This window comes from Actinocorallia aurantiaca (assembly GCF_039533685.1).
In the GTDB taxonomy this organism is placed as follows: domain Bacteria; phylum Actinomycetota; class Actinomycetes; order Streptosporangiales; family Streptosporangiaceae; genus Actinocorallia; species Actinocorallia aurantiaca.
In genome coordinates, this window is the sequence record NZ_BAAATZ010000029.1 from 196,789 (window position 1) to 210,750 (window position 13,962).

The following is a 13,962-nucleotide window of genomic DNA, read 5'->3' on the forward strand; positions in this document are numbered from 1 at the left end:
CTTATACTTGATACTTGATGATGTGGGGTCGCTCACACTACCGTTCCAGAGGATTCTCTAAAAGATTTCGAAAAACCGGTAGGCAGGAGAGGGCCATGGAGGAACTGCGCGGCCGGACGGCCGCGGTCACCGGTGCCGGAAGCGGCATCGGCCGGGCGCTGGCCCTGCGGCTGGCGGACGAGGGCATGGACCTGGCCCTGGCCGACGTGCAGCCCGAGGCGCTGGCCGAGACCGCCGGGCTGGCCGCGGCCCGCGGGGTCCGGGTCGTCTCCCGCGTCACCGACGTGGGGGAGGAGCGGGAGGTCGTCGCGTTCGCCGACCACGCGTTCGCCGGACTCGGCGCGGTGCACCTGCTCTGCAACAACGCGGGCGTCTTCATGGGCGGCCGGGTGTGGACGAGGCCCGCCGCCGACTTCGAGTGGGCGCTGCGGGTGAACCTCTGGGGCATCCTGCACGGCGCGCGGGCGTTCGTACCCCGCATGCTCGAGCAGGGGGAGGCGGGCCACATCGTCAACACCTGCTCCGTCGCCGGGCTCTTCGTCGGCCCCGGCTCGGCCCCCTACACCGTCTCGAAGTGGGCCGCCTTCGCCGCGACGCTCAGCCTCGCCCAGGAACTCGCCATGGAGAACGCGAAGATCAGGGTCTCGGCGCTGTGCCCCGGCGGGGTGACCACCCGCATCCACGAGTCCGAACGCGTCAGGCCCGACGCCCTGCGCAGCGGGCCGGGTGACGACGCGGCCTTCATGAACGAGATGATCAGGGCGACGGTGGAGAACGGAATCCCGCCGGAGGAGGTCGCCGAGCAGGTGGTGGACGCCGTCCGGACCGGCAGGTTCCTCGTCCTCACCCATCCCGCGTACACCGAGGGGCTCCCCGAGCAGGCCGAGGCCCTCATCGCGGGAAGACTGCCGAACATGCCCGACTTCGAATGGCGAGGATGACCATGAGCTCACAAGCGTCCGCCCCACGCGGCATCGACTCCCCGATGGTCCCCAGGATCCTGCGGGTGATGTCGCAGGCCAACGTCTTCGTCTACCGCGCCACCGGCGGCAGGATCGGCGGCAAGTGGCGGGTCGGCAGCGCCTTCCCGCGCGGCGTCCCCGTCTGCCTCGTCACCACCACCGGCCGTAGGACCGGGCAGCCGCGCACGCTGCCCCTGCTCTTCCTGCCCGACGGCGACCGCGTCATCCTCGTCGCCTCCCAGGGAGGCCTGCCGAAGAACCCCCTGTGGTACCTCAACATCAAGGCGAACCCCGACGTCACCGTCCAGGTGGGCAAGCGGGAGCGAAAGATGCGCGCCCGCACGGCCTCCCCGCAGGAGCGGGCCGAGTTGTGGCCGAAGCTGGTGGCGATGTACGCCGACTTCGACTCCTACCAGGCCCGCACCGAGCGGGAGATCCCCGTCGTCATCTGCGAGCCGGCGCCCGGCGGCTCGAGCTGAAGGAGCGGTGGGAAGGGGGCGGCGGCAGAGCGCGGCCCCTTTCCCCCGCGGGGTCAGCGCAGGTTCCAATCGACCCGTTTCCCCGATTTGAAGACCCGCTGCCCCTCGGACAGGCTCTCCTCGCTGAGGGAGCTCTGCACCAGGGTGTCGGCCACGGCGAGGGCCTGCCGGTAGGCCAGCTCCCGGGTGTACCAGACGGACCTGACGGTGCCCTGGAGGGCCAGCGTGGGCTGTGAGGCCATGGTCTGGGCGAGCTCCATGGCCTTCTCCTGCAGCTCCTCCGCGGGCACGACCTCCTGGACGAGGCCGATCTGATGGGCGCGCTGGGCGCTCATGCGTTCGTAGGAGCCCATGAGGGAGACCCGCATGATCTCGCCCAGCGGCATGCGCTGGGCCATCATCATGGACTCGTAGACCGTGGCCATGCCGTAGGTGGTGTGGGGGTCGAAGAAGGTGGCGTGCTCGGCGGCGATCATGAACTCGACCTCGCCCAGCAGGTAGAAGGCGCCGCCGCAGGCCATGCCGTTGACCGCGCCGATGATCGGCTTCCACAGGTCGGCGGAGGTCTTGGGCATCAGCCAGTCGCCGGGCTCGTTCTGGTGCATCGGGGTTCCGCCCTGCTGCCCGAGCTCGGGGGTGCGGTCGTCCTCGCCGACGGCGGCGGCGGTGCGGTCCAGGCCGGTGCAGAACGCCTTGTCCCCGGAGCCGGTCAGGACGATCACCCTGATGTCGTCGTTGGCGCGCAGCTCCCGCCAGCAGGCGTGCACCTCCTTGACCATCCGCATGTCGAAGGCGTTGTGGACCTCGGGCCGGTGGAGGGTGACCCGGGCGACCGGGCCGAACTCCTCGTACTTCAACGTCTGGTAGCGGGACAATTCCGTCTCCTCAGATCAGGTCGAGGGTGCCGAGCTCGCGGATCATGGCGCAGGACCTGCGGGCCATGGCCAGGAACATCAGGTCGCCCCGTTCGGTCGGGGATCCGTAGACGCAGCCCAGAACGGTGATCAGCGGCCCCTGGACGGCGGCGAAGCGGTAGTCGTCGAAGCACTCCTCCAGGCTGTAGCCGTCCACGCCGTACGAGGTCAGCGCCGCGTGGTAGCGCGCGACGAGATCGCGCTCGCAGGCCGCCCGGTCGCTCGAGCGCAGCCCCGTGCCCAGGAAGAAGGACAGGTCGCGAAGGGGGTGCCCGAGGCTGAGCGTCTGCCAGTCCACGGCGATCACCTCCGGCCCGCCGTCGGGGTGGAAGAGCAGGTTGTCGGGCCGGTAGTCGCCGTGGACGGGGCCGAACCGCTCGGGGCGGGCCAGCGCCCAGGCCGAGGCCCGGTCGGCGACCTCGCGCAGGGTGCGCGCGTCCGCTTCGTCGAGCCGGCCGTCGAACCGTTCGACGAAGGTCTCGACGGAGCCCTCGAAGGCCTCGCCCAGCCCCGCGGCGTCCTCCTCGCTGACGGCGCTGAGCCAGGGCAGGTCCAGCAGCGTCGGGTCGCACCAGCGCGGCCCGTGCAGCCCGGCCAGGGTGACCACGGCCGCCTCGGCCTGGGCGGGTGAGCAGCCGGTGAGCTGGTCGCCCTGCGCGGCGGGGGAGGCGTCCTCCAGGAGCAGGGTGAAGGCGGCGCCGTCCTCGGAGATCGCCTTGTGGTGGCAGACGGGCGTGCGCACCGCCACGGTGTGCACGAGATCCCGGTAGAAGGACACCTCGGTGCGGTAGGCGGAACTGAGGAAGACCCGGAGGTCGGGGTTCTCGGAGGGCAGCTTGGCGACGAGGCTGCGCGGCACGTCCGGGGCCCCGGTCAGCTCCAGCCGGTAGCAGGTGCCGATCTGCCCCGAGCCGATCCGCCGCCACGTCACCCCGGAGACCTCGCCGCCCAGGACCTCGCTCAGCCAGGACGCCGTCAGCTGTTCGGGCGCGTCCACCACGGAGTCGGAGGTCATCTGGCGCCTCTCCCCGGGTTGAGGTCGGCGCGGGAGCCGAAGTCGGCGGGACGCACCGCGCGGTAGGCGGACAGGACCGGCTCCAGCTCGTCGGGGGCGGCTCCGTGCAGGATCACGCCGTCGGCCCCGGCCTTGAACTGGTCCAGCACGCGCCCGGCGCACCGTTCGGGCGAGCCGGTCGCGGACGCGGCCAGCCACTCCTCGGGGAGCAGCTCGTTCAGCCGCTCCAGCTGCTCGGTCGTGCCGATCGCGTCGAAGGCGCCGGGGAAGCCGGAGACGAGGTCGTCGGCGCGGAACCGGGCCAGGACGTCGGGGTCCCAGTGGTTGAGCCGGACGAGCAGGTCGCCGTAACCCTGGAGGTAGGTGGCCAGCCGCCCGGTCAGCTTGCGCAGCCGCAGTTCGGGTTCGATGTGGTCGCCGACGACGGCCAGCACCGACCAGACCCGCACCGAGGCGGGATCCCGTCCGGCCTTCTCCGCGCCGCGCCGGACCGCCTCGACCGAACGGGCGAGGGTCTCGTCGGTGAAGAAGGTGTGCAGGACGACGCCGTCGGCGACCTTCCCCGCGAACTCCAGGGTGCGTTCGCCCATGGCCGTCAGCATGACCGGAATGTCCTCGTCGAACGAGGCGTCCTGCATCAGGTAGGGGAACTTCCCGGCGGGGCCGTCGTGCCCGATGACGGGCTCGCCCCGCCACAACGTGCGCAGGATGCCGATGACGTCCTCGAGCTGGGCCTGGGTGACGCGGGGCAGCCCCATCACGTCGAAGAGCATGTCGAAGCCCCGGCCGAGGCCCAGCGCGAACCGGCCGCCGGTCATCCGGTGCATGGTGGTGGCGAACGTCGCCGTCAGCAGCGGGTGGCGAGTGTTGTGGTTGGTCGCGGCGGTGGCGATGCCGAGCCGCTCGGTGGCCGCGCCCGCCGCCCCCGACAGCGTCGCGGCCTCCTTCACGTTGAAGCGCTCGGACAGGAACGCCGCCCCGAGGCCCAGCCGCTCTGCCGAGCGCACCTCCGCCAGCAGGTCCCTCGGATTGTCGGAGTGCCCGGCGAGGCCGTAGAAGCCGAGTTCCCACAGGTCGTCCATCGTCGTTCCTTCGCTCAGCGCGCGGACTTGGGGGAGGGGGTGAAGCGGACCTTGAAGGTCTCGTAGCCGGACACGAAGTTCGCCGGACGGCACGCGGGCTCGACGTCGTCGACCGGCTCGATGTCGGGCAGCCGCTCGAGCAGCCGCTCGAACATGACCTTCAGTTCCAGCCGGGCGAGGCTGTTGCCCAGGCAGAAGTGCGGCCCGTTGCCGAAGGCGAGGTGGTCGTTGGGGGTGCGCGTGACGTCGAACCGGTCGGGGTCGGTGAAGACCTCCTCGTCGCGGTTGGCCGACGGGTAGAGCAGCAGGACCTTGTCCCCCTCCCTGATCGTCTGCCCGCGCAGCTCGAAGTCCCGGGTGGCGGTGCGGTTCATGTTCTTGATGGGGGAGACCCAGCGGAGCATCTCCTCGACGGCCGTGGGGATGAGACCCGGGTCGTCGAGGAGCAGCCGCCGCTGGCCGGGGTTGACGCACAGCTGGTACATGCCGCCGGAGATGACGTGCCGGGTGGTCTCGTCGCCGCCGATGAGGATCAGCAGGGACTCCTGGAGGAGGGAGTCGTGGTCGAGGCGGTCGCCGTCGACCTCGGCGTGCACGAGGACGCTCAGCAGGTCGTCCATCGGGCATTTGCGCCGCTCCTCGATGGCCTGGCCCGCGTACTCGTTGAAGCCGCCGAAGGCGTCCGCGGCCTTGACGAGCAGCTCGGGGTTGTCGCCTCCGGTGAGCGCCTTGAGCATGTCGTCGGACCACTCCAGCAGCGTCCCGCGGTCCTCGGGGCGGAAGCCCAGCGCGTCGCCGATGACGATGAGGGGGAGCAGCGCGGCGATGTCGGAGACGAAGTCGCACTCCCCGCGCTCGCACACCTCGTCGATGATCTCGTCGCAGATCCGGCGGAGGTAGTCCTCCTGGTCGGAGACCCGGCGCGGGGTGAAGCCGCTGCTGATCAGCTTGCGGCGCATCTTGTGCTCGGGGTCGTCCATGTCGATCATCATCGGCATGGCGGGGTTGTCCGCGCGGATGCCCTGGGCGTTGGAGAAGACGTCGGGCGTGCGGGAGACCAGCCGCAGGTCCGCGTGCTTGGAGACGCCCCAGACCCCGCCGTGCGGGTCCCGGTAGACGGGGGCGTTCTCCCGCATCCAGCGGAGTTCGTCGTGCGGGTCGCGGCCCCAGAACTCCCCGCTGATCAGGTTGATGCCGTCGTTGACGGGCTGCTCGGTCATGGTCCTCCTCAGGAGCCGTCGCGCTGGATCGTCAGCGGCAGTTTCGCCAGGCCGCGGACGTTGCTGGAGTAGTGCCGCTCCACTCCTTCGCCGTCGACCGTGAAGTCGGGGAAGCGCTTGAGCAGCTCCTCGAACGCCACCCGGGTCTCCAGCCGGGCCAGAGAGGCGCCCAGGCACAGGTGGCGGCCGAAACCGAAGCTGACGTGCCGGTCGATGTCCCGGTGGATGTCGAACGCCTCGGGATCGGGGTACTTGCGCTCGTCGTGCACGGCCGAGCCGGTCAGCAGGATCACCCGCTGGTCCGCCGGGATGACGGTGCCGCGGACCTCCACCTCCCGGGTGGTCCACCGGCCCTGGTAGTGCGACGGCGGGTCCCAGCGCAGCATCTCCTCGACCGCGTTCGGGATCAGCCCGGGGTCGGCGACGAGCTCGCGGCGCTGGTCGGGATACCACGCCAGCGCGATGACGCCGTTGGGGATGAGCTTGGCGACGGTCTCATGTCCGGCGAAGGCCAGCTCCAGGAACCGGGAGGCCAGCTCTCCGTCGCCGAGGGAGCGCAGGTTTCCCTCCTCGTCCTCCACCTGGGTGTTCATCAGCATCGTGATGACGTCGTCGCCGGGGTTGGCCCGCCGGTCCTTGACCAGTTCGGCCAGCAGCGCCCACAGCTCGGCGCTGGCCTCGAAGACGTCCGGCGGGGTGCTCATGTCCTCGTTGCGGACGGCGACCCGGTCGCTGAGGTGGTGGATGCGCTCCCGCTCGGAGGCGGGGATGCCGATGAGCTCGCTGATGACGTCCAGGGGCAGGCGGAAGGAGAACTCCTCCACCAGGTCGAACCGGTCGGCGCCCGCGACCTTGTCCAGGAGGTCGGCGGCGGTGCGGCGGATGAACGGCTCGAGCTCGGCGATCCGGCGGGGGGTGAACAGCCGGGCCACGATCTTGCGGTGGAAGGTGTGCTCCGGCGGGTCCTTGACGATGAGGAACGGCGCGCCCTGGTCGACGCCCTCGATGGTGACGCCGTGCGCGCTGGAGAACACGTCGGTGTCCAGGTGGGCGGCGATGACGTCCTCGTAGCGGGAGAGCGCCCAGAAGCCGACCTCCTCGTTGCGGTAGACGGGAGCCTCGTCGCGGAGCGCCCGGTAGACCGGGAAGGGGTTGTGGACCGTCTCCCGGTTGAACGGGTTGTACTCGACCATCAGTGCTCCTTGCTGGGCTGGAAGGGGAGGAGCGGCCGGCCGGAGGAGTCGACCACCGGGGACGGGGAGCGCAGGGTGAGGTTCTCCATGCACACCCCGGGCCTGCCTGCTCCGGCGGCGACGACTCCGAGCAGGACGTCCGCCACGTCCTGCGGGCTCATGAACTTCTCCTGGGCGAGGCCGCGGGAGATCCAGTCGTTCAGCATCCGGTCGAGCAGGCCGGGCTCGAAGTCGTTGCCGAAGTCGGTGGGGACGGTGGCGCCGACGGTCACGGTCGTGAAGCGCAGTCCCGGGTGCTCGATCCGCCAGCCCTCGATCATGCGCTCCAGCGCCGCCTTGCTGGTGGAGTAGGCGCCGATCCCCGGACGGGGCTGCCCCACGCTCTCCGAGGAGAGCACCATCACCATGGCGCTCGGCTCCAGGAGCGGCAGGAGGCGGCGCAGGAGCCTGCCGACGCTCAGCACGTTGGTCTCGAAGATCCGCCGCCAGTCGTCGTCATCGGTGTCGGCGATCAGCCGCATGGGGGCGGCCCCGATGCAGGAGACGAGCAGGTCGAGGCCGCCGAGCCGGTCGCGGACGGTCTCGGCGAGGCGGGCGCAGTCCTCTTCCCTGGTGAGGTCGGCGGCGACGGGCTCGCCGCCGCCCGCCTCGTCTCGCAGCTTCTCCAGCTGGTCCAGCCGCCGCGCGGCCAGGACGGCCCGGGCCCCCGCCTTGACGGCGCCGACGGAGAACGCGCGGCCGATGCCCGCGGACGCGCCGGCCACCAGGATCCGGGCTCCGGAAAGGGAGGAGAGGTCGGTGTTCGAAGGGTGCGACACGTTCCGTCCCGTCAGCAGGCTTCGGCGATGGTCTTGATCTCCAGGTACTCCTCGAAGCCCGCGAGGCCGCTCTCCCTGCCGACGCCGCTCTGCTTGTAGCCGCCGAACGGCGCGTCGGCCCCGTAGAAGAGGCCGCCGTTGACCGAGATGGTGCCGGTGCGGACCCGGTTGGCGACGGCGCGCGCCCGCTCCTGCGAGGCGCTGACGACCATGCCGGACAGCCCGTAGGGAGAGTCGTTGGCGATCTCGACGGCGTGGTCGTCGCCGTCGTGGGCCAGGACCGCGATGACCGGGCCGAAGATCTCCTCCCGGGCCACCGTCGCGTCGGGGGCCACGTCTGCCAGCACGGTCGGCTCGACGTAGTAGCCGCGGGTCAGGTGCTCGGGCCTGCCGCCGCCGAGCGCCACCCGCGCGCCCTCGGCCACGCCCTTGTCTATGTAGGCGAGCACCCGGTCGCGCTGGCGTGCGTTGATGAGCGGGCCCATGAGCACGCCGGGGTCGGTCGGGTCGCCGTAGGGCCAGCCGGTCAGCGTCTTCACCAGCTTCTCGACGCCCTCGTCGTAGCGGCTGCGCGGCAGCACCAGCCGGGTGAGGATGGCGCAGCCCTGCCCGGCGTGCGTGGTGATCTGGAAGGCGGCATTGCCGACGACGGCGTTCATGTTCGCGTCGTCCAGCGCCAGCAGGGCGGACTTGCCGCCCAGCTCCAGGAAGACCTTCTTGATGTTCTCCGCGCCCGCGCGCATGACCTTGCGGCCGGTGTCCGTGGAGCCGGTGAAGGAGACCATGTCGACCCGGGGGTCCTCCGACAACCGCTGCCCGAGCTCATGGCTGGACCCGGCGACGATGTTGAGCACGCCGGGGGGCAGGTCGGTCTCCTCGGCGGCGATGCGGCCCAGGATGGTGGCGTTCCAGGGGGTGTCGGGCGCGGGCTTGAGCACGACGGTGCAGCCTGCCGCCAGCGCCGGGCCGATCTTCGCCAGGATGATCTGGACGGGGAAGTTCCACGGGGTGATCGCCCCGACGACGCCGACCGGTTCGCGGCGCTGGATGCGCCGGGACCGGATGCCGTAGGGGGAGGCGACGCCCAGGTCGGTCTCCCACTCGTAGTTCTCGGCGAGGTCGGCGATCCAGCCCAGGCCCCCGACGGGGGTGGCGAACTGGGCGCCGTCGGTGAGGGCGACCGGGCAGCCGACCTCGGCCACGATCGCGGCGCGCAGCTCGGCTGCGTTCTTCGTCAGGGCCTCCTGGAGCTGCCGGATGCAGCGCACCCGGAAGGCGTGGTCGGTCGACCAGGACGTCTCGTCGAACGCGCGGCGGGCCGCGCCGATCGCCCGGTCCATGTCGGCGGCCGTGGCGTCGGCGGTGTGGCCGATCACCTCCTCGGTGGCGGGGTCGACGTTGGGGAAGGTCCCCCCGTCCGAGGCCGGGACGAGTTCGCCGTCGATCAGGAGGAGCTGCTCACGTCCGCTGCCCGATGTCATGGAGCCTCCGAGGGGGTGGTGCGCGGTCGGGAGGGCCCGGGCCGCGTGAATCTGATTTTAAAAACTTGATGATGTATATTATCGCCAGATCGGGTGCCCGGCCACTGCCCCTGCGGCCGCGCCCGCCGAGATCCCCCACGAGGAGGGCGCAGATGCGCTTCGCGGACAAGGTCGCCATCGTCACCGGCGCGGGCCAGGGCATCGGCGAGACCTACGCCAAGTCCCTCGCAGAAGAGGGAGCCAGGGTCGTCGTCGCCGACCTCAACGAGGAGCAGGCCGTCCGGGTCGCCAAGGAGATCGAGGCCGCGGGCGGCGCCGCGCTGGCCGTCAAGGTGGACGTCTCCGACCCCGAGAGCGCGCTGGCCATGGCCGCCGCGACGGAGGAGGCCTACGGCGGCGTCGACTTCCTCGTCAACAACGCCGCCATCTACGGGGGCATGCAGATCGAGTCCCTGCTGAAGGTGGACCTCGGCTACTACGAGAAGTTCATGGCCGTGAACATGCACGGCGCGCTGCACTGCACCCGCGCGGTGTACCGCAGCATGCGCAAGCGCGGCGGGGGAGTGGTCGTCAACCAGTCCTCCACCGCCGCGTGGATGGCCGGCGGCTACTACTCCATCGCCAAGGCCGGGCTCAACAGCCTGACCGTCAGCCTCGCCGCCGAACTCGGCTGGATGAAGATCCGCGTCAACGCCATCGCGCCCGGCCCGACCGACACCGCCGCCACCCGCTCCGTGGTGGGGGAGGGGGCCGACTCCCTGGTGCAGGAGCTGATGATCAGGCGGATCGGCACCCCGCAGGACCACGTCGGCGCGCTGCACTTCCTGCTGTCGGACGAGGCGTCCTGGGTGACGGCCCAGATCCTCGCCGTCGACGGAGGGCACATCGTCCGGCTGTGAGCCGGACCCGCACGGCGGGAGCCCGTACCGGGGAGCGCATCCGCTCCTTGGGTACGGGCTCTTTCTCATCCCTCGGACTGTACCCATCGTCTCCTTTGCCGGGAAGACCCGAGTAGAGACTGGAGTCTCATTCGCCTGCTCCCGGGAGAGGCGCGGGCTGAGTCCCCGCGATCGGGGAAGGATCTGACATGTTCGGATTCGACCGGGGGGCGGGGGACGGATGGGCGGGTGGGGCGCGGAGCTCTCGGGAGTGGAGCGGACGGCGCTGGTGACGCTGTACCTGCGGGCGTTGGAGAGCCGCTCGAAGGACTCGATCCTGCGGGACCACGCCGCTTCGGAGGCGGTGCGCCGGATCGGCGACGACCTCGGCCTCGGCTCGCTGAAGATGCGGCTGACGGCCGGCGACCGCTACCTGGTGGTCCTGCGGGCCAGGCAGTTCGACCTGTGGGCCAAGGCTTTCCTCGCCCGCCACCACGACGCCGTCGTGGTGCAGCTCGGCTGCGGACTGGACAGCCGGGCGTCCCGGCTGAACGTCCCCGCGGGGGTCCCCTGGTTCGACGTCGACCTCCCGGAGGTCGCCGCGCTGCGCCGGGAGCTCTTCCCCGACCGGGAGGGCCACCGGACGATCGGCGCGTCGGTGACCGAGTCGCAGTGGTGGGAGGAGATCCCCTGGGACCGGCCGGTGCTCGCCATCGCGGAGGGCCTGCTGATGTACCTGCCGGAACCGGAGGTCCGCCGCCTGCTGGAACGCCTGACGGACCGCTTCACCACCGGATCCCTGCTGTTCGACGGGGCCGCCCCCTGGGTCGTGTGGGTCTCGAACAGGCTCCCCCGCATCTACGGGGAGTTCACCATGCAGTGGGCGACCCGCGACGCCCGGGAGGTCGAACGGTGGATCCCGCGCCTCCGGTGCGTCGAGGAGATCGCGCTGCTCGCCCAGCACGCCGTGATCCCATCACGCCTCCACCGTCACCTGTACCAGGCGCTCGGCCTCATCCCCCCGCTACGGGACGAACTGCGGCTGTTCCGCTTCGAGTTCTGAGCCCCGCATGCCCGCCCCGTCGCCGGTCGGGACCGTGGTCGTACGGGCGTTTTCAGCGGCGCAGGAACATGCGGCCTCGGTAGGGTGCTGGTCCGGCGACGTTCGAGGAAGGCCGTCCACGATGCCTTCAGCCCCCAAGGACCCGCGCGGACGCGTCCGCGCCCTGGTGGAGGCCGTCGCGCCGTTCGACGCGCGGGAGGCCGCCGACCGGCGGTGGAGGACCCTCGACTGGGTGGATTCGGGCGCTCCGCTGTTCCGCACCGCCAAACCCGCCACCCCGCCGAGGCACCTAGTCGTCTACACGGCACTGCTGGACGAGAAGGCCGGCACCGTCCTGCTGGTCGACCACGCCAAGGCCAGGACGTGGCTGCCGCCCGGCGGCCACGTGGACGACGGCGAGGACCCGCGGGCCGCGGCCGCGCGTGAACTGGACGAGGAACTGGGACTCTCCCTGGAGTTCCACCCCCGCCTCGGCCCGGCCCCGTTCTTCCTGACGGTCGCCGAGACCCGCCCGCCGCACCCTCACACCGACGTCTCGCTGTGGTACGTCTTCGACGCCGACCAGACCTGCCCGCTCGTACCGGACCTGACGGAGTTCTCCCGCACGCAGTGGTTCCCGCTCACGGACCCGCATCCGAGGGCCGACGGCTTCGAGCTGGGCCTGTCCCGCTTCCTGGCCAAACTGTCCTCGGCTCTGGACCTGCCCCCGACCTGAGCCGTCCGGCACCGGTAGCGGCGTTCGCGGCGCCGGGGCGGGCATGTGGGCTCAGCGGGCGGGGACGCCGAGGGTCTTCATCATCAGGGGCCAGGCGGCGTGGAGTTCGGGCTCCCAGACGTTCCAGTTGTGGCCGCCGTCGTGGTAGAGGTGGGTGGTCGCCGGGATGCGCAGGCGTTTCAGCCTGTCGGCGAACGAGGCGGTGGTGGCACCGCAGAGGGCTTCCTGGAGCTGGGGGTATGAGCTGTTGCCGGTTGAGTGTTCAGGAGTGTCCGTGAGGTTCCTCTGGTCGTCTGTGGCCTTGCCCCTGGACCTCGCGGCGTAACCTGCGCGGCCGGTCTCGACGGCCGGGTGCCGGCCGTCGGTCCCTCCGGATGCCCGGGGGATTTTCGGGTTTCCCGTCCGTGCTCATTACACCGCGAGTAGGTTTTCTTTCGGTCACACCCGGTGACCTCGGGCAGGTGGGGAAGGGGGCGGCGTGTCGACGATCCGCAACCGTCGCCGTCCGGCTCCCGGACCGGTCCGGCATGGCTGAGCCGGGAAGGCCGCTGCGGTCGATCGCCGCGCCGTTTGTCGTCGCCCAGGCCCAGGGTGTGTCGATCCGCGCCCGCATCAAAGGCCTCACCTCTCGAGATGAGGAGGTGCTGTGCCGGGTGGGTGCGCATCTGGGGTCGTTGGCGGGCCGGGACCTGGCCGCCCGCTGCGCTGACGGCCTGGCCCACACCGCGCAGCGGTGGGCGGAGCGCAAACGGAACCTGACCGGGGAGTCGTCGTCCCGGTGGGCGGGGACGATCACCAAGGCCACCCACGACCAGTGGGCGTTGTCGCGGCGCTCCCAGGTCGCACACCTGAACACCCTGGATGCCGCCATCGGCACGATCGAGCATCGTCTGGCCCTGCCCCTGGGCGAGAAGGGAAGCAAACGCGCCCCCGGCGGCTACCGCTCCAGGAGCGAGTGGTTCGCCAAGTCCCGCCGCCTGGCTTTGCTGAAGGAACGCCGCACGAAGGTCGCGGCCGACCGCGACGCCGGGAGGGTGCGGGTGGCGCGCGGCACCCGCAGGCTCGCGAACACCCGCCATCACCTGAAGGAAGCCGGTCTGAGCGAGAAGCAGTGGCGAGAACGGTGGGAGGCGGCCCGCTGGTTCCTGTCCGCCGACGGCGAGAGCGGCAAGCGATACGGCAACGAGACCATCCGCATCACTCCCGACGGGCAGATCTCCCTCAAACTCCCCTCACCCCTGGCCGAACTGGCCAACGCCCCCCACGGCCGCTACGTGCTGACTTCCAAGGTGTCCTTCGCCCATCGGGGCCGGGAATGGGCGGATCGGGTGGAGGCCGATCGGGCGACGGCCTACCGCCTGCACCTGGATGCGGACCGGGGTCGTTGGTATGTGGACGCGGCCTGGCAGCGCCCGCCCGTGCGGATTCTCCCCCTGGAGGCGGCGAGGGCGGCCGGGATGGTGGCGGTGGACACCAACGCCGACCATCTGGCGGCCTGGCGGCTGGACGTCCACGGCAACCCCATCGGCCGGCCGGAGCGCTTCGACTACGACCTGTCGGGCGCATCAGAGCACCGGGACGCGCAACTGCGCCACGCCCTCACCCGGCTGCTGCACTGGACCTGCCGCACCGGGGCGAAGGCGATCGCGGTGGAGGATCTGGACTTCGCTGAGGCCAAGACCCGCGAGAAGCACGGCCGCAACCGACGCTTCCGCCAGCTCATCTCCGGCATCCCTACCAGCCGCCTCAAAACCCGGCTGGCCTCGATGGCCGCCGAGCACGACCTGGCGTTGGTGGCGGTGGATCCGGCCTACACCAGCCGGTGGGGCGCCCAGCACTGGCAGAAACCGACCAGCACTCCCCAACGCAAGACCACCCGGCACGAGGCCGCGAGCCTGGTGATCGGGAGACGCGCCCTGGGTCACGGTGCCCGGCGTCGGACGGCACCGCCCCCGCACCACCGGAGTGATGGTGCGGGGCATCGGGCCGTCCAGGCCTGTCGCCGCGGTCCGGAGCGTGAGGGAACCCGCCCCACCCGCACGGATGTACGGACACGATCGGTGCATCCGCCGGGTGCGTGAAAGCAGGGGACCAGCCTGTCCAGCACCGTTCGGGACAGGCCGCTGATCACAGGGTCACTCC

13 protein-coding genes are annotated in these 13,962 nt (G+C 71.0%); 6 read left to right on the forward strand and 7 right to left on the reverse strand.

Translation table 11 applies throughout. From position 1 onward, the window contains the following. Nucleotides 1–95 precede the first annotated feature (95 nt). Both ABD327_RS28830 and ABD327_RS28835 read left to right on the forward strand, forming a co-directional pair. Nucleotides 96–941, forward strand: coding sequence for an SDR family NAD(P)-dependent oxidoreductase (locus ABD327_RS28830; protein WP_344454880.1), 846 nt, complete (start codon nucleotides 96–98; stop codon nucleotides 939–941). 2 nt (nucleotides 942–943) lie between these two features. After that, nucleotides 944–1,441, forward strand: a complete 498-nt coding sequence (locus tag ABD327_RS28835; protein WP_344454882.1) for a nitroreductase family deazaflavin-dependent oxidoreductase — start codon at nucleotides 944–946, stop codon at nucleotides 1,439–1,441. 53 nt (nucleotides 1,442–1,494) lie between these two features. Here ABD327_RS28835 and ABD327_RS28840 read toward each other — a convergent pair whose 3' ends face one another. The 7 genes from ABD327_RS28840 to ABD327_RS28870 are packed head-to-tail and all read right to left on the reverse strand — an operon-like array spanning nucleotide 1,495 to nucleotide 9,164. After that, the gene (locus ABD327_RS28840) at nucleotides 1,495–2,316 is read right to left on the reverse strand and encodes an enoyl-CoA hydratase/isomerase family protein (protein WP_344454884.1); all 822 of its coding nucleotides are present in this window, start codon (nucleotides 2,314–2,316) and stop codon (nucleotides 1,495–1,497) included. 10 nt (nucleotides 2,317–2,326) lie between these two features. Next, nucleotides 2,327–3,370, reverse strand: coding sequence for a phosphotransferase family protein (locus tag ABD327_RS28845; protein ID WP_344454886.1), 1,044 nt, complete (start codon nucleotides 3,368–3,370; stop codon nucleotides 2,327–2,329). Continuing rightward, a complete protein-coding gene (locus ABD327_RS28850; protein WP_344454888.1) occupies nucleotides 3,367–4,452 on the reverse strand; it encodes a TIGR03857 family LLM class F420-dependent oxidoreductase in 1,086 nt (361 codons plus the stop codon). Before ABD327_RS28850 ends, ABD327_RS28845 begins: the two co-directional genes overlap by 4 nt. Nucleotides 4,453–4,466: 14 nt before the next feature. Further along, nucleotides 4,467–5,672 carry a cytochrome P450 gene (locus ABD327_RS28855; protein ID WP_344454890.1) on the reverse strand — a complete coding sequence of 402 codons (1,206 nt, stop codon included), beginning with the start codon at nucleotides 5,670–5,672 and terminating at the stop codon, nucleotides 4,467–4,469. 8 nt (nucleotides 5,673–5,680) lie between these two features. Continuing rightward, nucleotides 5,681–6,865: a cytochrome P450 gene (locus ABD327_RS28860; protein WP_344454892.1), complete on the reverse strand. Its 1,185-nt coding sequence runs from the start codon at nucleotides 6,863–6,865 to the stop codon at nucleotides 5,681–5,683. Continuing rightward, nucleotides 6,865–7,683, reverse strand: a complete 819-nt coding sequence (locus ABD327_RS28865; RefSeq protein ID WP_344454894.1) for an SDR family oxidoreductase — start codon at nucleotides 7,681–7,683, stop codon at nucleotides 6,865–6,867. The genes ABD327_RS28860 and ABD327_RS28865 overlap by 1 nt, the downstream gene beginning before the upstream one ends. A gap of 11 nt (nucleotides 7,684–7,694) precedes the next feature. Continuing rightward, entirely contained in the window at nucleotides 7,695–9,164 is a 1,470-nt protein-coding gene (locus ABD327_RS28870; protein ID WP_344454896.1) for an aldehyde dehydrogenase, read from the reverse strand. A 152-nt stretch (nucleotides 9,165–9,316) separates the two neighbouring features. Here ABD327_RS28870 and ABD327_RS28875 point away from each other — a divergent pair, with 152 nt between their 5' ends. The 4 genes from ABD327_RS28875 to ABD327_RS28890 all read left to right on the forward strand — a co-directional run bounded on the left by ABD327_RS28875 (nucleotide 9,317) and on the right by ABD327_RS28890 (nucleotide 13,901). Then, a complete protein-coding gene (locus ABD327_RS28875; RefSeq protein WP_344454898.1) occupies nucleotides 9,317–10,063 on the forward strand; it encodes an SDR family oxidoreductase in 747 nt (248 codons plus the stop codon). Nucleotides 10,064–10,283: 220 nt separating this feature from the next. Then, nucleotides 10,284–11,105: a class I SAM-dependent methyltransferase gene (locus tag ABD327_RS28880; RefSeq protein ID WP_344454900.1), complete on the forward strand. Its 822-nt coding sequence runs from the start codon at nucleotides 10,284–10,286 to the stop codon at nucleotides 11,103–11,105. A 121-nt stretch (nucleotides 11,106–11,226) separates the two neighbouring features. After that, the gene (locus tag ABD327_RS28885) at nucleotides 11,227–11,820 is read left to right on the forward strand and encodes an NUDIX hydrolase (protein WP_344454902.1); all 594 of its coding nucleotides are present in this window, start codon (nucleotides 11,227–11,229) and stop codon (nucleotides 11,818–11,820) included. Nucleotides 11,821–12,347: 527 nt separating this feature from the next. Then, a complete protein-coding gene (locus tag ABD327_RS28890) occupies nucleotides 12,348–13,901 on the forward strand; it encodes an IS200/IS605 family accessory protein TnpB-related protein (protein WP_344454904.1) in 1,554 nt (517 codons plus the stop codon). Nucleotides 13,902–13,962 lie beyond the last annotated feature (61 nt).

Excerpts from the sequence above, each read along its gene's own strand:
- ABD327_RS28830 (WP_344454880.1), top strand. The coding sequence starts at position 96 with ATGGAGGAACTGCGCGGCCGGACGGCCGCGGTCACCGGTGCCGGAAGC.
- ABD327_RS28875 (WP_344454898.1), top strand. The coding sequence starts at position 9,317 with ATGCGCTTCGCGGACAAGGTCGCCATCGTCACCGGCGCGGGCCAGGGC.
- ABD327_RS28890 (WP_344454904.1), top strand. The coding sequence starts at position 12,348 with ATGGCTGAGCCGGGAAGGCCGCTGCGGTCGATCGCCGCGCCGTTTGTC.
- ABD327_RS28845 (WP_344454886.1), bottom strand. The coding sequence starts at position 3,370 with ATGACCTCCGACTCCGTGGTGGACGCGCCCGAACAGCTGACGGCGTCC.
- ABD327_RS28860 (WP_344454892.1), bottom strand. The coding sequence starts at position 6,865 with ATGGTCGAGTACAACCCGTTCAACCGGGAGACGGTCCACAACCCCTTC.
- ABD327_RS28835 (WP_344454882.1), top strand. The coding sequence starts at position 944 with ATGAGCTCACAAGCGTCCGCCCCACGCGGCATCGACTCCCCGATGGTC.
- ABD327_RS28880 (WP_344454900.1), top strand. The coding sequence starts at position 10,284 with ATGGGCGGGTGGGGCGCGGAGCTCTCGGGAGTGGAGCGGACGGCGCTG.
- ABD327_RS28885 (WP_344454902.1), top strand. The coding sequence starts at position 11,227 with ATGCCTTCAGCCCCCAAGGACCCGCGCGGACGCGTCCGCGCCCTGGTG.
- ABD327_RS28850 (WP_344454888.1), bottom strand. The coding sequence starts at position 4,452 with ATGGACGACCTGTGGGAACTCGGCTTCTACGGCCTCGCCGGGCACTCC.
- ABD327_RS28855 (WP_344454890.1), bottom strand. The coding sequence starts at position 5,672 with ATGACCGAGCAGCCCGTCAACGACGGCATCAACCTGATCAGCGGGGAG.
- ABD327_RS28870 (WP_344454896.1), bottom strand. The coding sequence starts at position 9,164 with ATGACATCGGGCAGCGGACGTGAGCAGCTCCTCCTGATCGACGGCGAA.